Source organism: Oceaniglobus indicus (assembly GCF_002751875.1).
Taxonomy (GTDB): Bacteria; Pseudomonadota; Alphaproteobacteria; order Rhodobacterales; family Rhodobacteraceae; genus Oceaniglobus; species Oceaniglobus indicus.
Genome location: NZ_NMZM01000003.1, coordinates 157,366 through 176,324 on the forward strand (window position 1 = coordinate 157,366; position 18,959 = coordinate 176,324).

Annotated in this window: 18 protein-coding genes; 4 read left to right on the top strand and 14 right to left on the bottom strand. The window is 64.0% G+C overall.

Features of this window, described 5'->3' with window-relative positions:
* Nucleotide 1: 1 nt before the first annotated feature.
* The 11 genes from CFP68_RS05810 to glpD form a co-directional block, all read right to left on the bottom strand.
* Nucleotides 2-1,720, bottom strand: a complete 1,719-nt coding sequence (locus CFP68_RS05810; protein ID WP_241523973.1) for an MlaD family protein — start codon at nt 1,718-1,720, stop codon at nt 2-4.
* The gene (locus tag CFP68_RS05815) at nt 1,717-2,529 is read right to left on the bottom strand and encodes an ABC transporter ATP-binding protein (protein ID WP_099825666.1); all 813 of its coding nucleotides are present in this window, start codon (nt 2,527-2,529) and stop codon (nt 1,717-1,719) included. Before CFP68_RS05815 ends, CFP68_RS05810 begins: the two co-directional genes overlap by 4 nt.
* Entirely contained in the window at nt 2,529-3,617 is a 1,089-nt protein-coding gene (locus CFP68_RS05820) for an ABC transporter permease (protein ID WP_099825668.1), read from the bottom strand. Before CFP68_RS05820 ends, CFP68_RS05815 begins: the two co-directional genes overlap by 1 nt.
* A 318-nt stretch (nt 3,618-3,935) precedes the next feature.
* Nucleotides 3,936-5,645 (bottom strand): ABC transporter substrate-binding protein, encoded by a 1,710-nt coding sequence (locus CFP68_RS05825; RefSeq protein ID WP_193825213.1) that lies wholly within the window; start codon nt 5,643-5,645, stop codon nt 3,936-3,938.
* A 76-nt stretch (nt 5,646-5,721) separates the two neighbouring features.
* Nucleotides 5,722-5,997 carry a DUF2160 domain-containing protein gene (locus CFP68_RS05830; protein ID WP_099825670.1) on the bottom strand — a complete coding sequence of 92 codons (276 nt, stop codon included), beginning with the start codon at nt 5,995-5,997 and terminating at the stop codon, nt 5,722-5,724.
* 12 nt (nt 5,998-6,009) lie between these two features.
* The gene (locus CFP68_RS05835; protein ID WP_241523974.1) at nt 6,010-6,327 is read right to left on the bottom strand and encodes a hypothetical protein; all 318 of its coding nucleotides are present in this window, start codon (nt 6,325-6,327) and stop codon (nt 6,010-6,012) included.
* A gap of 2 nt (nt 6,328-6,329) precedes the next feature.
* A complete protein-coding gene (locus CFP68_RS05840; RefSeq protein WP_241523986.1) occupies nt 6,330-7,169 on the bottom strand; it encodes a carbohydrate ABC transporter permease in 840 nt (279 codons plus the stop codon).
* 46 nt (nt 7,170-7,215) lie between these two features.
* Nucleotides 7,216-8,088, bottom strand: coding sequence for a carbohydrate ABC transporter permease (locus tag CFP68_RS05845; protein WP_099825674.1), 873 nt, complete (start codon nt 8,086-8,088; stop codon nt 7,216-7,218).
* The gene (locus CFP68_RS05850) at nt 8,085-9,182 is read right to left on the bottom strand and encodes an ABC transporter ATP-binding protein (RefSeq protein ID WP_099825676.1); all 1,098 of its coding nucleotides are present in this window, start codon (nt 9,180-9,182) and stop codon (nt 8,085-8,087) included. The genes CFP68_RS05845 and CFP68_RS05850 overlap by 4 nt, the downstream gene beginning before the upstream one ends.
* Nucleotides 9,182-10,264 (bottom strand): ABC transporter ATP-binding protein, encoded by a 1,083-nt coding sequence (locus CFP68_RS05855; protein WP_099825678.1) that lies wholly within the window; start codon nt 10,262-10,264, stop codon nt 9,182-9,184. The genes CFP68_RS05850 and CFP68_RS05855 overlap by 1 nt, the downstream gene beginning before the upstream one ends.
* Before the next feature lie 15 nt (nt 10,265-10,279).
* Nucleotides 10,280-11,875, bottom strand: coding sequence for a glycerol-3-phosphate dehydrogenase (glpD, locus tag CFP68_RS05860; protein WP_099825680.1), 1,596 nt, complete (start codon nt 11,873-11,875; stop codon nt 10,280-10,282).
* Nucleotides 11,876-12,142: 267 nt separating this feature from the next.
* On the opposite strand from glpD, the gene CFP68_RS05865 reads away from it, so the two are divergent.
* Nucleotides 12,143-12,904: a DeoR/GlpR family DNA-binding transcription regulator gene (locus CFP68_RS05865; protein WP_099825682.1), complete on the top strand. Its 762-nt coding sequence runs from the start codon at nt 12,143-12,145 to the stop codon at nt 12,902-12,904.
* A 146-nt stretch (nt 12,905-13,050) separates the two neighbouring features.
* The gene (locus tag CFP68_RS05870; protein ID WP_099825685.1) at nt 13,051-13,416 is read left to right on the top strand and encodes a hypothetical protein; all 366 of its coding nucleotides are present in this window, start codon (nt 13,051-13,053) and stop codon (nt 13,414-13,416) included.
* 57 nt (nt 13,417-13,473) lie between these two features.
* On the opposite strand, the gene CFP68_RS05875 is transcribed toward CFP68_RS05870, so the two are convergent.
* Entirely contained in the window at nt 13,474-14,670 is a 1,197-nt protein-coding gene (locus tag CFP68_RS05875) for a pyridoxal-phosphate-dependent aminotransferase family protein (protein WP_099825688.1), read from the bottom strand.
* Nucleotides 14,671-14,868: 198 nt separating this feature from the next.
* Between CFP68_RS05875 and CFP68_RS05880 the strand changes: the two genes are divergently transcribed.
* Nucleotides 14,869-16,641: an ABC transporter ATP-binding protein gene (locus tag CFP68_RS05880; protein ID WP_099825691.1), complete on the top strand. Its 1,773-nt coding sequence runs from the start codon at nt 14,869-14,871 to the stop codon at nt 16,639-16,641.
* Here CFP68_RS05880 and CFP68_RS05885 read toward each other — a convergent pair.
* Nucleotides 16,626-17,312: a glycosyltransferase gene (locus CFP68_RS05885; RefSeq protein WP_099826207.1), complete on the bottom strand. Its 687-nt coding sequence runs from the start codon at nt 17,310-17,312 to the stop codon at nt 16,626-16,628. The two genes, CFP68_RS05880 and CFP68_RS05885, sit on opposite strands and share 16 nt — an antisense overlap.
* Before the next feature lie 68 nt (nt 17,313-17,380).
* On the opposite strand from CFP68_RS05885, the gene ygfZ reads away from it, so the two are divergent.
* On the top strand, nt 17,381-18,124 hold the full coding sequence (ygfZ, locus tag CFP68_RS05890) for a CAF17-like 4Fe-4S cluster assembly/insertion protein YgfZ (protein WP_099825694.1): 744 nt from the start codon (nt 17,381-17,383) through the stop codon (nt 18,122-18,124).
* Nucleotides 18,125-18,190: 66 nt separating this feature from the next.
* Here ygfZ and efp read toward each other — a convergent pair whose 3' ends face one another.
* Nucleotides 18,191-18,754 carry an elongation factor P gene (efp, locus tag CFP68_RS05895; RefSeq protein ID WP_099825696.1) on the bottom strand — a complete coding sequence of 188 codons (564 nt, stop codon included), beginning with the start codon at nt 18,752-18,754 and terminating at the stop codon, nt 18,191-18,193.
* Between the last annotated feature and the right edge of the window lie 205 nt (nt 18,755-18,959).

The following is an 18,959-nucleotide window of genomic DNA, read 5'->3' on the forward strand; positions in this document are numbered from 1 at the left end:
GTCATCTCCGGTATTCGGGAACGCGGTCATCAAGAAGGAAACGCGCCGGATCGCGTTCGATCCTCCGCACGAGTTGGTTCAGGCTTTGGACCAGGCCGCGCGCCTCGGCGCTGAGCGAGGTCAGTTCGCTGAGGCCGCTGCCGGTGAAAGTGGCGATGCCGGGCGCGGCGTCGGCCACCACGCCCTGCACCTGCCGCACGACGGCGTTGGCGCGTTCGATCAGCGCCCGCAGATCGGCGGTGATCCCCGGCACGTCGTCGGCAACCTGATCGGCGGCGCTGCGGATCCGGGCGGCAGTGGCGCGGATGTCGTCCAGCGTCGGTTCAAGATTCGTCGACATGATGTCCGTCGCGGCATCAAAGGCGGAATCGGCCGACAGCAAGGTATCGTTGGCCGACACCAACGCGCCGTCCAGCAGGGTCAGCGAGCTTTGCGCGCGGTCGAACAACGCGGTGGCCGCCGTCAGCGACGCCTGGGCGTCGGCGGTCAGGGGTTCCAGCCGGCCGGTCGCGCCGGTCACGTCCGCCGCAACCCGATCGACCGCCGCCGACGCGCTGGCGACCGCAGAACGGATATCGGCCACCACCGCCGGCACGTCGTCGTCGATCACCGTCTCGATGGTGGCGATGGCGCGCCCGGCATCGGCCAGCACGACGCGCGCCTCGGACACCAGCAGCGCACCGTCGCCATCGACCAGTGCATCGAAACTGTCCGACGCTTCGGTGACCGCGACAAAGGCGGTTTCCGCCTCGCTCAGCGTGCCTTCCAACTCGGTCAGGCGCGCATCCAGAAGCGCGGTCGTGCGGGCGAACCCGTCCAACGTGTTGCCCGAACGGGCCGCCAGATCGACGATGGCGGCGTTCAGCGCATCCACCGTGTCGGAGATCTGCGCCACGATGCCGGGCACATCATCGCGCATCAGCGTTTCGGCATCGGCGAACAGCGCCCCCGCGCTGTCGATGGCGGCGGTCGAGGACGTGATGGCGCCCTCGGCCGCGTCAAAGGCGTCGGTGGCCGAATTCAGCGTCGTGTCGATATTGCCCAGCGTGGTCTGCGTCGCGGCGCCGATCACGTCCAGGCGGTCGGTGAAATCGCCGATCTTCGCGGTGGCTTCGCTGACCGTGCCGGTGATGTCGGAAAAATCCGTCAAGGCCTGTTCCAGACCGCCCGAAGCCACTTCCAGATTGCGCAGGATGGCCGCGACATGGGCCTGGTTTTCGGGCCCGGCGATCTTGGTGAACTGCTCGAGCAGGGTGGTCGCCTCGTCGATCAGGCCCGGCGCGTTGTCGACCAGTTGCTGCAATGTCGAGGGTTTCGCCGTGATCAGCGGCACCTCGCCCGGCGGCGCGTCGAGCGGCCCCGCAACGGCCCGGGTGTTCGACAGCGCGATATAGGACACGCCCGTCACCGGCGATGAGCTGAGTTGTGCGATGGTATCCTCGCGCACGGGGGTGGCGGCATCGACCTCGATCTGGACATAGACCTTGGAGGGATCGGGGTCATAGAACCGCCGCTCGATCACGCGACCGACCGAGATCCCGTTGAAGCGCACGTCGCCCGACCCGTCCAGCCCCGACACATCGTCGAACAGGATGCCGTAGCGGTTGAACTGCTGGTCAAGCTGCACATTGGCCAGCCAGACCATGAACCCCAGGATGCCCAGGATCCCCGCGAGGGTCAGCGCCCCGATCAGGATGAAGTTCGCGCGGGTTTCCATCATCGCACCTCGTTCTTGTCGCCGCCGGCCAACGCGGCGCGTGCCCTTGGTCCGTGAAAATACTCGCGCACCCAAGGGTGATCGACTTCCAGCATGTCGGCCATGGTGCCGACCGCAAGAACCTTCTTTTCGGCCAGCACCGCAATGCGGTCGCAGATGGCATGCAGAGAGTCCAGATCATGCGTCACCATGAACACGGTCAGACCCAGCGCCGCCTGCAACCGTCCGATCAGCGTATCGAAGGCGGCGGCGCCGATCGGGTCAAGACCCGCCGTCGGTTCGTCCAGGAACACGATCTCCGGATCCAGCGCGATAGCCCGCGCGAAACCCGCACGTTTGCGCATGCCGCCCGACAGGTCCGACGGATACTTGTCCTGCGCGCTGTCCTGCAGGCCGACCATGCGCACCTTGATGCCCGCCAGAGTGCGGCGCAGATCCTCGGGCAGGTCCAGCTGTTCGCGCATGGGCGCCTCGACGTTCTGGCGCACACTCAGCGATGAAAACAGCGCGCCGTCCTGGAACATCACGCCCCAGCGGCGGCGCAGCGCACGGTATTCGTCATCGGAGGTGTCGCGCACGCTTTGGCCAAACACCTCGATCCGGCCCGCGTCGGGTTTCAGCAGGCCGACGATCTGGTGCAACAGCACGGACTTGCCTGTGCCCGATCCGCCGACGATGCCGATGATTTCGCCCCGCCGCACATCCAGATCGACGCCGTCATGGACGGTATGCTTGCCGAACTTCTTGACCAGCCCGCGCACGCGGATGATCGGGTCGGTATCGTGACCGGCATTGTTCTGCGGATCCGCCATCACACACCCACCAGGGCAAAGAACACCGAAAACAGCGCATCCGCCACGATGACAAGGAAGATCGACACGACCACCGATGTCGACGTGAGCCGGCCCAGCGATTCCGCGTTGCCGCCGACCTTCAGCCCCTCATAGCAGCCGATGACGCCGATGATCAGGGCAAAGAACGGCGCCTTGATGATGCCGACGCCGAATTGCCACAGGTCGATATCCGCCACCAGCCGCGAGCGGAACACCGACGGCGACACGCCCAGTTCGATCCACGACATGATCGCGCCGCCCACCAGGCCCGAGATGTCGGCGATGAACCCCAGCAGCGGCAGCGTCAGGATCAGCGCCAGCACCCGCGGCACCACCAGGATCTGCACCGGCTCGAGGCCCAGCGTGCGCATGGCGTCGACCTCCTCGCGCATCTTCATCGACCCGATGGCGGCGGTGAAGGCCGAACCCGAGCGCCCGGCGACGATGATCGCGGTCAACAGGATGCCCAGTTCGCGCAGGATCGAGATGGCGATCAGATCGACGACGAACACCTCGGCCCCGAATTGGCGCAGCTGCGACGACCCCTGGAAGGCCAGGACGATGCCGATCAGGAACGACATCAGCGCGACGATGGGCACGGCGTTCAACCCGACCTCCTGCATGTGGTGCACAAGCGAGGTCAGGCGCAGCCGTCGCGGATGGATCACCAGGCTGGCCAAGGTTGCGACAACCTGGCCCAGGAAACCGGTCATCTCCACCGCGATCCGCCAGCCGTCATGGACCTTGCGCCCGACACCTTCGAAGCGATCGGCGATGGTCTGGCGCGGCTCGGCGTCGGGGGCGCCCGTGGGCATGTTGTCGCGCACCGTATCAAGCAGCAGGGTCTGCACGTCGCTGGCGCCGCTTACCGGGGCGTCGCCCATCCGCGCCGCAAGATCCAGGACGAACCATGCGCCCGCCGTGTCCATGCGCGCGACCTGTTCGATATCGACGCCATGCGCCCCGTCGGTATCGCATGACAGATCGGCGACCGTTCCGATCAGAAGATCACCGCTCAGCACAAGGCGGCCATCGGCCATGTCCACACGCGGGCTGTCGGGTTGCATGTGGGTTTCCGGCCGGTTCACACTTTTACTCCGATGACGGCCGCACCCATGGGTCCGACCTTGCCCGTCTTGATCGCGCGGCGCGAAACCGTTTCGCCACCACGCCCGCCGGGTTCCGTCTATCACGCAAGTTGAACCGGTGCTTTGACATATCGCACTTGGATTGCGAAGGCGAACCGGTCCTGCACCCGCAAGAACATCGGATTCCGGCCTGATCGGTGGCCCGCAGCGCGGCAATTGGCCCCCGAAACGAAAAGAGAGCGCGCAATGACTGCGCGCTCTCCCCGGCCCCTGAAGGAAAGAGCCTGTCCCGAATCCTTACTGATTCCAGGATTTCACCAGTTCGTCATAGCTGACGGTCTTCGGCTCTTCGTCCTCGTTCTCGAGGGCAGGCTTGGGTGCGCCCGGCTGCTCAAGCCAGTATTCGGCCGATTCTTCCTCGTTCAGCTTCGGACCCAGATCGCCCTGGATGCCGGCACGTTCCAGACGCGACATCACGTCCTCCATGTCGGCGCAGAGCTGATCCAGCGCGCCCTTGGCATCCTTGGCACCCGACATCGCGTCACCGATGTTCTGCCACCAAAGCTGCGCCAGCTTGGGATAGTCCGGCACGTTGGTGCCCGTGGGCGACCACTGTGTGCGGGCGGGCGAACGGTAGAATTCGACCAGACCGCCCAGCTTGTCCGCGCGTTCGGTGAAGTGATCCGAGTTCACGGTCGATTCGCGGATGAAGGTCAGGCCCACGTCGGCCTTCTTCACATCCACGGTCTTGGACGTCACGAACTGCGCATAGAGCCATGCGGCCTTGGCGCGGTCCAGCGGGGTCGAGTTCATGATGGTCCAGGATCCCACGTCCTGATAGCCGACCTTCATGCCCTCTTCCCAATAGACGCCGTGGGGCGACGGGGCGAGGCGCCATTTAGGCGTTCCGTCCTCGTTCATCACCGCATCCGACGCCACCAGGGGCGCGACGAACGTGGTATACATGAACATCTGCTGCGCGATGTTGCCCTGTGCGGGGACCGGACCGGCCTCGGAGAAGGTCATGCCGGCGGCCGACGGGGGCGAGTATTCCTGCAGCCACTTGATCGCCTTGTTCACGGCATAGACGGCCGCGGGCGAGTTCGTCGCGCCGCCACGATCCATGCAGGCGCCGACCGGCTGGGAGTTCTCGTTGACGCGGATGCCCCATTCATCGACCGGCAGGCCGTTGGGTTCACCCTTGTCGCCCATCCCGGCCATGGACATCCACGCATCGGTGTAACGCCATCCCAGCGACGGATCCTTCTTGCCATAATCCATGTTGCCATAGACTTCCTGGCCGTCGATCGTCTTGCCGGTGAAGAACTCGGCGATGTCCTCGTAGGCCGACCAGTTGACCGGAACGCCCAGGTCATAGCCGTACTTTTCCTTGAATTCCGCCTTGAATTCCTCGTTGTTGAACCAATCGTAGCGGAACCAGTAAAGGTTCGCGAACTGCTGGTCGGGCAGCTGATACAGCTTGCCGTCGGGCGCGGTCGTGAACTGGGTGCCGATATAATCGTCCAGGTCCAGCGTGGGCGATGTCACATCGGCCCCGTCGCCGGCCATGAAGTCGGTCAGGTTGCGCACCTGGCCATAACGCCAGTGTGTGCCGATCAGGTCGGAGTCGTTGACATAGGCGTCATAGATGTTCTCGCCCGACTGCATCTGCGTCTGCAGCTTTTCCACCACGTCGCCTTCACCGATCAGGTCGTGGGTGATCTTGATGCCGGTGATTGCCGTGAATGCGGGTGCCAGAACCTGGGACTCGTATTCATGGGTGGTGATGGTTTCGGACACGACGTTGATCTCCATGCCCTCGAAGGGCTTGGCGGCGTCGATGAACCACTGCATTTCCGCTTCCTGATCGGCGCGCGACAGGGTTGTCACCTCGCCGATTTCTTCATCGAGAAACTTCTTCGCGGCCTCCATGTCGGCGAACGCCGGTCCGGCCACCAGGCCGAGGGCAAGGCCCAGGGCGGTGGAAGATTTCAATAGAACGTTCATGTGGTTTCCTCCCATAGTCAGAACGTTTCGAACGCCCGACCCCACGGCACCGCCGCGAGGTCGGGATTGACCTGCCTCAGACCCAGCGGAACACCGCTGCGGCAAAGACAAGGCAGACGAGCAGCGCAAGGTATTGCGGACCAAGCGCCAGACCCAGCCAGATCAGGTTGATGAAGGCTGAACCAAGCAAGGTGATGAACAACCGGTCGCCCCGCGTGGTGGCGACGCCGATGATGCCGCGGCGTGGCGTCTCGGGAAATTTCACCGCGAGGATCGAAAACGTGATCAGCAGCAGCGCGATGATGCCGAAGAAGGCCGCCGTGGGCCATGTCCAGGCCATCCAGTCAAGCATGATGGGTTCTCCTCATGGATAAATCTCGCACCAGGCGGTGTAGAACCAGCCATTCACGTTTGTTCTATTGCCCTTCACGATCCCTTCCTCTGCAAAGCACCATTTGCCCTTGCAGGTGCGATGGTCGAAAAAAAGCGTGTCGCCGTTGCGGACCCGTGCGATTTCGGCCTGTTTCGAGGACGGACCGCGTCGGATGGACAGGAAGCCGTCGCCATTCGGGTCAAGCTTGGTCAACAGACATCCTGCGCCATACTGATCATCGTCGGCAGTGGCCGCCAGGGGCGTGGCGCAAAGCGCCAGACCCAACAGGATTGATACAAATGCCTTCATCGTCACACCCGCCCCAGGGCAAAGCCCTTCGCGATGTAGTTGCGGACAAAGTAGATCACCAAGGCCCCCGGCACGATCGTCAGCACGCCGGCGGCGGCCAGCACGCCCCAGTCGACCCCTGCCGCGCCCACGGTGCGGGTCATCGTGGCGGCGATGGGCTTGGCATCGACCGAGGTCAGGGTGCGCGAGAGCAGCAGTTCGACCCATGAGAACATGAAGCAGAAGAACGCCGCGACGCCGATTCCGCTGGCGATCAGGGGCATGAAGATCTTGATGAAGAAGCGCGGGAAGGAATAGCCGTCGATATACGCCGTCTCGTCGATCTCTTTCGGCACGCCGCGCATGAAGCCTTCGAGAATCCAGACCGCCAGCGGCACGTTGAACAGGCAATGGGCCAAGGCCACGGCGATATGAGTGTCGAACAACCCGATGCTGGAATACAACTGGAAGAACGGCAGGGCAAAGACGGCGGGCGGCGCCATCCGGTTGGTCAGCAGCCAGAAGAACAGATGCTTGTCGCCCATGAAGCTGTAGCGGCTGAACGCATAGGCGGCGGGCAGCGCGACGGCCAGCGAGATCACCGTGTTCATCACCACATAGATCAGCGAATTGACATATCCCATGTACCAACTCGGGTCGGTCAGGATCTTTTCGTAATTCGCCAGGGTCAGGTTGCGCGGCCACAGGGAAAACGAACTCAGGATCTCGGTGTTGGTCTTCAGGCTCATGTTCAGCAGCCAATAGATCGGCAGCATCAGGAACAGCAGATACAGGAACATCACGACGGCTGAACCCGAGGGGCGGAACCGGCGCGTGCTGGTGCGCGGTTTCTGGATGACCATTTCGCTGTCTGCGGGGTTAAGATCGGGGGTTGCGGTGTCGGTCATGTCACTTTCCCTCGCGTGCGTCGATGGTGGTCATCACGGTGTAGAACACCCACGAAATCGCCATGATCACCAGAAAATACATCAGGCTGAAGGCCGCCGCCGGTCCCAGGTCGAACTGACCCAGCGCCATCTTCACAAGGTCGATGGACAGGAACGTGGTGGCATTGCCCGGCCCGCCGCCGGTGACGACGAAAGGTTCGGTGTAGATCATGAAACTGTCCATGAACCGCAGCAGGATCGCGATCATCAGAACCCCCGCCATCTTGGGCAGCTCGATATAGCGGAACACGGCCCAGCGGCTGGCCTGGTCGATCTTGGCCGCCTGGTAATAGGCATCGGGGATCGAGCGCAGGCCGGCAAAGGCCAGAAGCGCCACCAACGACGTCCAGTGCCACACGTCCATGACGATCACCGTGACCCAGGCATCGATGGTGTTCTGGGTGTAGTTGTAGTTGATCCCCATCGCATCCAGCGTATAGCCCAGCAGGCCGATGTCGACGCGTCCGAAGATCTGCCAGATTGTGCCGACCACGTTCCACGGGATTAGCAGCGGCAGCGACATCAGCACCAGGCAGAACGACGACCAGAAGCCCTTCTTGGGCATGTGCAGGGCGACATAGATGCCCAGCGGAACCTCGATCGCCAGGATGATGGCGGAAAACATCAGCTGACGGCCCAGCGCGCTCCACATCCGGTCGGATGCCAGCATGTCCTTGAACCAATCCAGACCCGCCCAGAAGAACACGTTCTGTCCGAAGGTGTCCTGAACCGAATAATTGACCACGGTCATCAGCGGAATCACCGCCGAAAACGCCACCAGCACCAGCACCGGCAGAACCAGGAACCATGCCTTCTGATTGACGGTCTTGTTCATGCTGCGTCCTTTCCGGGAACGTTCTGCGTGGCCTCGACGCGCCAGTCGTCGGCATAGACGTTGATCCCCTCGGGGGCGAAGCCGATGCGGTCGACGTCGGCGGGGATCGCGTCGCCTTCGTTCGCGATGGCGCTGACCTCGGTGCCGCCCACGTCAAGGCGCACGATCTTGTGGCGGCCCACGTCCTCGATCCGGTCGATCCGCGCCGGGATGCCGTCGCCGCCCGCCTGCAGACGGATGAATTCGGGCCGCACACCGATCTGGATCTTGCCGCTGGCCGCGTAATGGGCGCCAAGATCCACCGTCGCATCGCCGATCCGGGCGCGCGTGCCGTCCAGCGTGGCGTTGAACAGGTTCATCCCCGGCGAACCGATGAAATAGCCGACGAAGGTGTGGGCGGGCCGTTCGAACAGATCCTGGGGTGTGCCGATCTGCACCACCCGGCCGTCATGCATCACCACCACCTTGTCGGCAAAGGTCAGCGCCTCGGTCTGGTCGTGGGTGACATAGATCATCGTATGGCCGAAATCGTCGTGCAGCTTCTTCAGCTGGGTGCGCAGCTCCCACTTCATGTGCGGGTCGATCACGGTCAGGGGCTCGTCGAACAGCAGCGCGTTCACGTCCTCGCGCACCATGCCCCGGCCCAGTGAAATCTTCTGTTTTGCATCCGCCGTCAGGCCGCGCGCCTTGCGGTCAAGCTCGGCGTCCATGCCGATCATGGCACTGACCTTCTGCACCCGGCGCGCGATCTCGGCGCTGTCCAGCTTGCGGTTCTTCAGCGGAAACGCCAGGTTCTCGCGCACCGTCATGGTGTCGTAGACGACCGGAAACTGGAACACCTGCGCGATGTTGCGATCCGCGGTCGCGGCGGTGGTCATGTCCTCGCCGTCGAACAATACGCGCCCCTGCGACGGGATCAGCAGGCCCGAGATGATGTTCAGCAACGTCGACTTGCCACAGCCCGACGCGCCCAGCAGGGCATAGGCTTCGCCATCCGTCCAGTCATGGTTCAGCTCTTTCAGGGCGAAATCATCCTCGGACGCGGGATTGGGCAGGTATGAATGGGCGAGGTTATCAAGCGTGATCCGGGCCATTACGCAGCCTCCGCATAGGCGGCCGACGCGACAAGCGTGCCATCGTCGGCAAAAAGATAGATCCGCGACGGATCGAGATAGACCGCCAGCGGCTGTCCGGGTTTCAGATCGCGCACCCCGTGGATCAGCCCGACCCAGCGTTCGCCGCCGTGTTCGAGATGCACGAAGGTTTCCGAGCCGGTGATCTCGGTCACGTTCAGCGTCGCATCGAAGCGGATCGCGCCCTCTGACGGCTCAAGCTTCAGGTGATTGGGACGGAACCCGGCCAGATACCGACCGTCGGCCAACCCCGGCGCCAAGGCATCGGCCGCCAGTTCGCCCTTGTCGTGGCGCAGGCTCTCGCCCCGCTTCTCGAGGGTCAGGAAGTTCATCGGCGGATCGGAAAACACCCGCGCCGTCGTTGCATCCTGAGGCTTGCGATAGACATCGGATGTCGGGCCGAACTGGGTCACGCGCCCCTCCCACAGGGTCGCGCAATTGCCGCCCAGCAACAGTGCCTCTTCCGGTTCGGTGGTGGCATAGACGAAGATCGAGCCGGATTTTTCAAAGATCTTCGGGATCTCGGCGCGCAATTCCTCGCGCAGCTTGTAATCGAGGTTGGCCAGCGGTTCGTCCAGCAACACCAGCCCCGCGTTCTTGACCAGGGCCCGGGCCAGCGCACAACGCTGCTGCTGTCCGCCCGACAATTCCAAGGGCTTGCGATCCAGCATCGGCGCCAGGCGCATCAGGGCGGCGGTGTCGCGCACCCGCTGGTCGATCTCGTCGCGGCCGATCCCCATCAGCTTCATGGGCGATGCGATGTTGTCATAGACCGTCATCGAGGGGTAATTGATGAACTGCTGATACACCATCGCCACCTTGCGGTCCTGTACCCGCTGGCCGGTCACGTCTTCGCCGTTCCAGATCACGCGCCCTGTGGTCGGCGCATCCAGCCCCGCCATCAGCCGCATCAACGTGGTCTTGCCCGACAACGTCGGCCCCAACAGCACGTTCATCGTGCCCTTTTCCAGGGTCAGCGACGTCTCGTGGATGTGCGTTTGACCGCTCACCACATGCGTCAGACCTTCCAGTTTCAGCGTCATGCGTCGTTCCCCCGCTTATTCCGCCGCAGCCTGCGCGCGATCCGCGCGGCGCCGCGTGATATAGTCGTCGACCGCGGCCGCCGCCTCGGGCGACAGGCGCAGGCCCAGCTTGGTGCGCCGCCACAGCACGTCTTCGCCCGTGCGCGCGTATTCGCGATCCATCAGCCAGTCGATCTCCCTTGCGCACAGCGTAGCGCCGAAATCGCGCCCCATGCCAGCACCATCTTTCACCCCGTCCAGCAGGACACGCGCGTCGGTGCCATAGGCGCGCACCAGGCGGCGCGCCCAGCGTTCGTCCAGAAACCCGTGGTCGCGGCGCAGGGCGTCGATCAGCGACGCCACCCCGTCCACCGGAAAATCCCCGCCGGGCAGCGCGACACCCGCCGTCCAGTCGCCCGCCAGCCCCGGAAATTCCCGCGCCACCAGCTTCAGCGCGCTTTCGGCCAGCCGGCGATAGGTCGTGATCTTGCCGCCAAAGACGTTCAGAACCGGCGCGCCGGCGCTGTGGTCCACCTTCAGCGTGTAATCGCGCGTTGCCGCCGTGGCCGAGGTGGCGCCGTCGTCGTAAAGGGGGCGCACCCCCGAATAGGTCCACACGATGTCGTCGGTCGAAATCGGATCCTTGAGATAGCCGTTGACGAAATCCACCAGATACTGCCGTTCTTCGGGTGTGCAGACGGGGGGCGTATCGGCATCGTCGTGGTCCTGATCGGTGGTGCCGATCAGGGTAAAGTCCGTCTCGTAGGGAATGGCGAAGGCGATGCGCCCGTCGCTGCCCTGGAAGAAATAACATTTGTCGTGCTCGAACAGGCGGCGCGTCACGATATGGCTGCCACGCACAAGGCGCACACCGTCGTCGGTGTTCTGACGCACGGTGTGGTTGATGATATCGCCCACCCACGGACCGGCGGCGTTGACGATCATGCGCGCGCGCTGCGTCCGGGTGATGCCGGTTTCGGTATCGGTCAGGGTGACTTGCCACGTCCCGTCCTGCTGCGCCGCCGACACGACGCGCGTTCGCGTCAGGATCGTGGCGCCGCGGGTTTCGGCATCGCGCGCGTTCAGCACCACCAGGCGCGAATCCTCGACCCAGCAATCGGAATACTCGAACGCCTTGGCATGACGATCGGCCAGCGCGCGCCCCTCGGGCGCCGTCGTCAGGTCCAGGGTCTGCGTGCCGGGCAGGATCTTGCGACCACCCATGCTGTCATAGAGAAACAGCCCAAGCCGGATCAACCAGGCGGGCCGCCGCCCTTTCATCCATGGCATCACCGTGTTCAGGATGCGGCTGGTGGGGGTGTCGCTTTCGAACCGCATGCCGGGATGGATCGGCAGCACGAACCGCATCGGCCACGAGATGTGGGGCATGGCGCGCAACAGCGTCTCACGCTCGATCAGGCTTTCGCGCACCAGCTTGAATTCGAAGTATTCCAGATACCGCAACCCGCCATGGAACAGCTTGGTCGAGGCCGAGGAGGTGGCCGAGGCAAGATCCGACATCTCGGCCAGCACGACCGACAGGCCACGCCCCGCCGCATCGCGCGCGATGCCGCAGCCGTTGATGCCGCCGCCGATGATCAGCAGATCGCAGATGTCCTCCCGCTCGCTCACCCGGATCCTCCCAAATCCTTCGTTACCGTTGCCTCATCAAAGCAAATGACGCAAAAAAGAACAACACTTATTTTCGTTTTTGTTCGTATCTGATTTTGCCGTTTTGTTTCAGTTGCTTGAACCACCCGCAAGTCCCGCATCCCATCAAAACCGCGCTCGTTTCCGCGCAAATCGCTCGGCTCCGACCACGGTCTTGCGCCAAAACGAAAAAAAACACACAGTTGCCTTTCCCCCATCCCGGCCGGGATGATGCGAAGACGAGGCCCCATGTCACAGGCGATCCGCTATCCCGAAATCCTGGAAATCGCGCGCCGCGACGGCAAGGTCACCGTCGAGGGGCTGTCGTCGCATTTCGGCGTCACCCTTCAGACCATCCGCCGCGATCTTGCCGATCTGGCCGAGGCGGGGCGCCTCGAACGGGTGCATGGCGGTGCAGTCCTGCCGTCGGGCACGACGAACATCGGATACGAGGAACGACGCAACCTGAACGCCGACGCCAAGACCGCGATCGCCCGTGCCTGCGCCGCCCGGATCCCCGAGGATTGCGCCGTTTTCCTGAACATCGGCACCACCACCGAGGCCGTCGCAACCGAACTGATGCACCACCGCAACCTTCTGGTGGTGACCAACAACATGAACGTGGCCAACATCCTGTCGCACAATCCCGATTGCGACGTGATCGTCACGGGCGGATCGCTGCGCCAGTCCGACGGCGGGCTGATCGGCAACATCACCACCAGCGCCATCGCCCAGTTCAAGTTCGACTTCGGCATCATCGGCTGTTCGGCCATGGACGACGACGGCGATATACTGGATTTCGACGCGCAGGAGGTCGGGGTGAGCCAGACGATCCTGACCCGGTCGCGGCATCGGATGCTCATCGCCGATCATTCCAAGTTCAAACGCTCGGCCCCTGCCCGGATCGCCACCCTGAAAGAGATCGACACCTTTTTCACCGACCGCCCCCTGTCCGCGGACCTCGCGGCAAGATGCCGGGGCTGGAAGACCGATGTGATCGTGGCCGGCTGAACCCGAGCCACCGCTTTTGGCGGCGATCCGCCGCGTCCGGTGCAAACCTTGCCCGGCGGAACCCGGTGGCGCGCCATTCATTGACACCGGTAGTGGTCTGGCCAAGGTATTGGGCAAACCGACCGAGCTCGCCGAAGGACAAAACAATGACGTATCTGCAATCCGCCCTTGCCGGGTGCCTTATCGCTTTCCTGGCCAGCCCCGCACTTGCCGATCAGCCCGACTGGCTTCCCGAGGGCATCGTGTTGCCCGAAGGCCATGACATGCAGAGCAACCACAGCATCGGCTCAAGCACCCACATGCTCAAGACCGAGGTCGATCAGGATCCGTCAGATCTGTTGCAGGTCTGGGCCGACGATCTGGCCAGCAACGGCTTTCAGGTCGACACCGCGGCGATGGACACCGGCCGTGTCCTGTTTTCCGGTCCCGGCGGCCTGCAGGGGCAGATCGTCGTGAGTTCGACCATCAACGCCGACAGCTATACCATCGAGATCGACAGCAGCGGCGGTTGAGGTCACCGCCGCGGGCTGGTCCGGCCGATCCGGACCCCCGCGGCCGCGATGTTTCCATCAGGCTTCGGCGCAAACGGCACTTGCCGCCTCCAAAGCACCGCGCCCGTGGGGCAGACCCAGGGCCTTGAGCCCGGAATCGATGTTGCCCAGCACGCCCATGACCATGTGCGCATTGACGTGGCCCATGTGGCCGACGCGGAAGAAGCCGTCGGCGCCGGGCGCGCCCTTGTCCACCATGCCGATGCCGATGCCCAGCGTGACGCCGGTGTTTTCGATCAGCCACTGGCGCAGCGTTTCGCCATGGGGGTCGCCGATCCGCACAGCCGTCACGGCATGGGAGCGCAGCGCGCGGTCGGTGACGTTCAACTCGACCGGGCCCTCCTGACCCCAGACCTCGAACGCGGCCCAGACCATGCGCGCCAGCTTGGCGTGGCGGGCCAACACGTTGTCCAGACCCTCGGTGTGGATCATGTCCAGCGCCGCGCGCAATCCGTACAGGTGATGCGTCGGCGCCGTGCCCGCGAAGCGTTCATAGAACTGATCGGGAAAGGCGCGCGGGCGCCAATCCCAATACTGGCTGATGAATTCGACCTTGTCGCGCGCCCGGTCCGCCTTGTCGTTGAAAAACACGAAGGCGATGCCCGGCGGTGTCATCAACCCCTTCTGCGACGCGGTGATCATCACGTCGACGCCCCAGGCATCCATGTGAAAATCGTCCACGCCCAGGCAGGCGATGCAATCGACCATGAACAACGCGGGATGCCCGGCGGCATCCAGCGCCGCGCGCACCGCCGGCACGTCGTTGCGGATCGACGTGGCCGTGTCGACCTGCACCATCAGGACGGCCTTGAAGCGGTGCGCGCTGTCCGCGTTCAGGGTTTCCGCCAGCCGGTCGTAATCGATGGTCGAGCGGCGGCCGTGGTCCAGCACGGTGCATTCCAGCCCCATCCGCCGCGCCGTTTCGGCCCAGCCGAGGGCGAAATTGCCGGTGGCCAGCACCAGAACTTCGTCCCCGCGCGACACGACGTTGGCCAGCGATGCCTCCCACGCGCCGTGGCCGTTGCAGATGTAGATCGCGCAATGCGAGGTCGAGCGCGCAACGCGGTTCAGATCGGCCATCAGCTCCGGCATCATCTCGGGCAGTTCGCCGGCATAGATGTTGGGCGCGGCGCGGTGCATCGCGTTCAGAACCGCGTCGGGCATGACCGACGGACCGGGAATGGCAAGGTAAGTGCGACCGTTGGAAAGGCTCATCGTCGGCTCCCGAAGTGAAGATGCCATAAGGTATTGCGCCGCCCGCGGGCCGGGTCAATGCAGATCGCGGGTTGCCGGTGTGGGCGTGTGCCGCTTTCCAATCCGGCGCGCACAGGATACCCAAGGGCGACAGGCAACCGGGACGCTTTCTTGAACGACACCACACAGACCACCGCCGGCCCTTCTTCGACCGCCCTCATGGGGCGGCTGTGGCGCGATTATGTCGGGCGGCACTGGCGCTGGATCGCCGTCGCCTTCGTGATGATGGTGGTGGAAGGCTCCACGGTCGGGCTGTTGTCCTACATGCTGCAGCCGATGTTCGACCTGGTGTTCATCGACGGCAACACCGCCGCCCTGTGGTGGGTCGGCACCGCGGTTCTGGCGCTGTTCGTGGTGCGGGCGGTGTCGGGCGTCATCTATCGCGTGCTGCTGGTGCGGGTGGCGCAACGGTCGTCGACCGACATGCAGATCGACCTGCTGGGCCACATGATGACGCTGGATTCGACCTATTTCCAGAAGAACGCCCCCGGCTACCTGATGGAGCGCGTGCAGGGCGACACCAGCGCGGTGCAGAACATCTGGCAGGTGCTGATCCAGGGCATCGGGCGCGATGTCGTCGCGCTGGCCTCGCTGGTGGTGGTCGCGCTGTCGGTCGACTGGGTCTGGACCCTGACCGCGCTGATCGGCATCCCGATGCTGATCCTGCCGACCCGCAGCCTGCAGAAATACGTCCGCCGCAAGACCGGCCAGATGCGCGACCATGCCACGCACCGGTCGACCCGGCTGGACGAGGTGTTCCACGGCATCAACGCGATCAAGCTGAACCGCATGGAAGACTATCAACAGGATCGTTTCCGCGCTGTCGTCGATCGCATCGTGATCGCCCAGATCAAGACCACGGCGGGCACCTCGATGCTGCCCGGGATGATCGACATCATGACCGGCATCGGCTTTTTCGGCGTTCTGGTCCTTGGCGGGCGCGAGATCATATCGGGCGAAAAGACGGTGGGCGAATTCATGTCGTTCTTCACCGCCATGGCACTGGCGTTCCAGCCGCTGCGCCGTCTGGGCGGGCTGACCGGCACGTTCCAGATCGCTGCCGCATCGCTTGAGCGGCTCTATCACATCTTCGATCTGCGCCCGACCATCGTCACGCCCGCCGCGCCGGTGCGGATCGACGCGGGCGATGCCGATATCGTGCTGGATGACGTGCGCTTCGCCTATGACTCCGACCCGGTGCTGGACGGCGTGTCCTTCCGCGCCGCGGCGGGAAAGACGACCGCGCTGGTCGGCGCATCGGGGGCGGGCAAAAGCACCGTGTTCAACGTGCTGACCCGCCTGGTCGAGCCGCAATCGGGCACGGCCCGGTTGGGCGACACGCCGGTTAGTGCGCTGTCGCTGTCGGACTTGCGCGGCCAGATCTCGGTCGTGACGCAGGACGCATTGCTGTTCGACGAGACGATCCGCGAGAACATCCTGCTGGGCCGCACCGACATCCCCGAGGATCGCTTGCAGGACGTGCTGCGCTTTGCCCATGTGGCGGATTTTCTGAAACAACTGCCCGATGGCCTTGAAAGCCAGGCCGGGCCACGCGGATCGAACCTGTCGGGCGGTCAGCGCCAGCGCGTCGCCATCGCCCGCGCCCTGCTGCGCGACACGCCGATCCTGCTGCTGGACGAGGCGACATCGGCGCTGGACGCCCAGTCGGAAAAGATCATCCAGACGGCGCTGGAACGGCTCAGCCAGGGGCGTACCACGCTGGTCATCGCCCACCGTCTTGCCACGATCCGCAACGCCGACAGCATCGTCGTGATGGACCGCGGTCGTGTCGTCGATCAGGGCACCCATGACGAATTAATGGCGCGTGATGGCATCTATGCCGACCTGCACCGCCTGCAATTCGACCGGGACAGCGCCGCCAGGGAAGAGTCGCCGCCGCCCGGTTTCGAGACCGATCACCGACGCCGGTAAGACGCGGCCAGACGGGCGGGATCAGCGCCACACAGATACCGCCCCAACGTCCACAGGTTTCGCCCGCCCCGCCGCAGCCATCCCTGGGCGCGATATTTCCCGGCATCGGTTCGCGCAACCGCATCCAGCATCCGCAATCGTCCGCGCAACGCGCGCGCCATGGCCACATCCTCCATCAAGGGAAGCTCAGGATAGCCGCCAAGCGTTGCCAGAACGTCAACGGACACCAGCAATCCCTGATCGCCGTAAGGCAGCCCGAACAGCCGCGCGCGCAGGTTCGCCCAACCGGCCACGCAGCGCGGCGCCAAGCCTTCGGCGCGGAACGCCAACCGGAAATAACCGCCGTCCGTCGGGTGGTCGTGCATGTGCCGCTCGATCGCCGTCACCCATTCGCCGGACAGATGGGTATCGGCATGAAGCACCAGCACGAAACCGCCCGGCACGGCCGCAATCCCGCGCGCGATCTGCCCGCCCCGCCCCGCCGCTCCGGTCACGATCACGGCGCCCAAAGCCTCGGCCACGGCGTGGGTCGCATCGGTCGATCCGCCGTCCGACACGACCAGACGCCCGATCAGCCCGCCCTGCACCCCCGCGATCAGCGACGCGGCCGCATCGCCCAGTGTTTCGGCGGCGTTCAGGGTCGGGATCACGACGGTCAGGGGCGCGGGCATCGGCGGGACCATGGGCAAGGCAGCGTTCGCCGCCTATATACCCCGCAAGACAACCGGAGAAAGCCACCATGACCGAACATGCCAGACAGATCATCGCCATCGGCGGCGAGGAACGTCACGATTTCCTGCAGGGCCTGGTGACGAACGAGGTGCCGACCACCCCGGGCACCCTTGTCTATTCCGCCATACTGACGCCGCAAGGCAAATACCTGGCGGATTTCTTCATGTTCGAACGCGACGGCGCCTTGATGCTGGACGTGGCCGAACCGCTGGCCCAGGGACTGGCGCAGCGCCTGACGATGTATCGTTTGCGTCGCAAGATCACCATCGACGGGATCGACCTGCCCGTGCATCGCGGCACCGGGCCGGCCCCCGACGGCGCCATGGCCGACCCGCGGCACACGGCAATGGGATGGCGTGGTTATGGCGACGGCTTCACCTCGGACGACACGGATTGGACCGCCTTGCGCTGTACCCATTGCATACCGGAATCGGATATCGAACTGGTCCCCAACGACAGCTATATTCTCGAATCCGGGTTCGAGCGTCTGAACGGCGTCGATTTCCGCAAGGGATGTTACGTCGGGCAGGAGGTGACCGCCCGCATGAAACACAAGACCGAACTGAAGAAGGGATTGGCGACGGTCGAAGTCACGGGCGAAGCACCGGTCGGCACGGCGATCACGGCGGACGGCAAACCGGCGGGCACGCTGTTCAGCCAGGCCGGCGGCCTCGGCATCGCATACCTCAGGTTTGATCGCGCCCGGGGGGTGATGCAGGCGGATCAGGCCACCCTCACCCTGCCCGACTAACGGGTTCCGCAACCTGCAAAGGTTGCAGCGCAGGAGCAGGTGGAAAAAGCCGCCGGCAGGCCCGTGTCAGGCGCGCTCGGCGTATTCCATGGTATCGGTGTTGACGACGATATCCTCGTCCGGTCCGACAAAGGGCGGCACCATCACCTTGACTCCGTTGTCGAGGATCGCGGGCTTGAAGCTGTTGGCGGCGGTCTGGCCTTTCACTACAGGCTCGGTCTCGACGACCTTGCAAGTGACCTTCTGGGGCAACGTCGCGTTCAGCGCCTCGGATTCATGATATTCGATGTGGATCGTCATGCCATCCTGAAGGAACGGACGGCGTTCGCCCAGCAATTCGGCGGGAAGTTCGATCTGTTCAAAGGTTTCGCTGTCCATGAAGACCAGCATACCATCGGTTTCGTAAAGAAACTGTTGATCGCGCTGCTCCAGCCGGACACGTTCGACCTTGTCGGCCGAGCGGAACCGTTCGTTCAGCTTGGAACCGTTGCGCAGGTTCTTCATCTCGACCTGCGCGAAGGCACCGCCCTTGCCCGGCTTGACATGATCGACCTTCACGGCCGCCCACAAACCGCCGTTGTGTTCAAGGACGTTTCCGGGGCGAATTTCGTTACCGTTGATTTTGGGCATATGTCGAAACCATGGCGAAAGGTTGATAGCGGTGCGTTGACGCCTATATCTTGTCGGGATCCGCGTGGCAAGACGCCGCATCCAGCGGCGACACGACGTCAGGCATGCACCGAACGCATAGGGGCTATGCCAAATCAGGGAACCAGAATCAACGCCATGGCGTCCATAAGGGCTCCAACATCGAAAACGCAAGCGCTAGATACAA

Coding starts and splice junctions, on each gene's coding strand:
- CFP68_RS05885 (WP_099826207.1), bottom strand. CDS start 17,312: ATGCCCGCGCCCCTGACCGTCGTGATCCCGACCCTGAACGCCGCCGAA.
- CFP68_RS05810 (WP_241523973.1), bottom strand. CDS start 1,720: ATGATGGAAACCCGCGCGAACTTCATCCTGATCGGGGCGCTGACCCTC.
- CFP68_RS05830 (WP_099825670.1), bottom strand. CDS start 5,997: ATGCTTGACTGGATGGCCTGGACATGGCCCACGGCGGCCTTCTTCGGC.
- CFP68_RS05835 (WP_241523974.1), bottom strand. CDS start 6,327: ATGAAGGCATTTGTATCAATCCTGTTGGGTCTGGCGCTTTGCGCCACG.
- CFP68_RS05815 (WP_099825666.1), bottom strand. CDS start 2,529: ATGGCGGATCCGCAGAACAATGCCGGTCACGATACCGACCCGATCATC.
- CFP68_RS05855 (WP_099825678.1), bottom strand. CDS start 10,264: ATGACGCTGAAACTGGAAGGTCTGACGCATGTGGTGAGCGGTCAAACG.
- CFP68_RS05845 (WP_099825674.1), bottom strand. CDS start 8,088: ATGAACAAGACCGTCAATCAGAAGGCATGGTTCCTGGTTCTGCCGGTG.
- CFP68_RS05870 (WP_099825685.1), top strand. CDS start 13,051: ATGACGTATCTGCAATCCGCCCTTGCCGGGTGCCTTATCGCTTTCCTG.
- CFP68_RS05825 (WP_193825213.1), bottom strand. CDS start 5,645: ATGAACGTTCTATTGAAATCTTCCACCGCCCTGGGCCTTGCCCTCGGC.
- CFP68_RS05865 (WP_099825682.1), top strand. CDS start 12,143: ATGTCACAGGCGATCCGCTATCCCGAAATCCTGGAAATCGCGCGCCGC.
- CFP68_RS05880 (WP_099825691.1), top strand. CDS start 14,869: ATGGGGCGGCTGTGGCGCGATTATGTCGGGCGGCACTGGCGCTGGATC.
- CFP68_RS05850 (WP_099825676.1), bottom strand. CDS start 9,182: ATGGCCCGGATCACGCTTGATAACCTCGCCCATTCATACCTGCCCAAT.
- CFP68_RS05875 (WP_099825688.1), bottom strand. CDS start 14,670: ATGAGCCTTTCCAACGGTCGCACTTACCTTGCCATTCCCGGTCCGTCG.
- ygfZ (WP_099825694.1), top strand. CDS start 17,381: ATGACCGAACATGCCAGACAGATCATCGCCATCGGCGGCGAGGAACGT.
- efp (WP_099825696.1), bottom strand. CDS start 18,754: ATGCCCAAAATCAACGGTAACGAAATTCGCCCCGGAAACGTCCTTGAA.
- CFP68_RS05820 (WP_099825668.1), bottom strand. CDS start 3,617: ATGCAACCCGACAGCCCGCGTGTGGACATGGCCGATGGCCGCCTTGTG.
- CFP68_RS05840 (WP_241523986.1), bottom strand. CDS start 7,169: ATGGTCATCCAGAAACCGCGCACCAGCACGCGCCGGTTCCGCCCCTCG.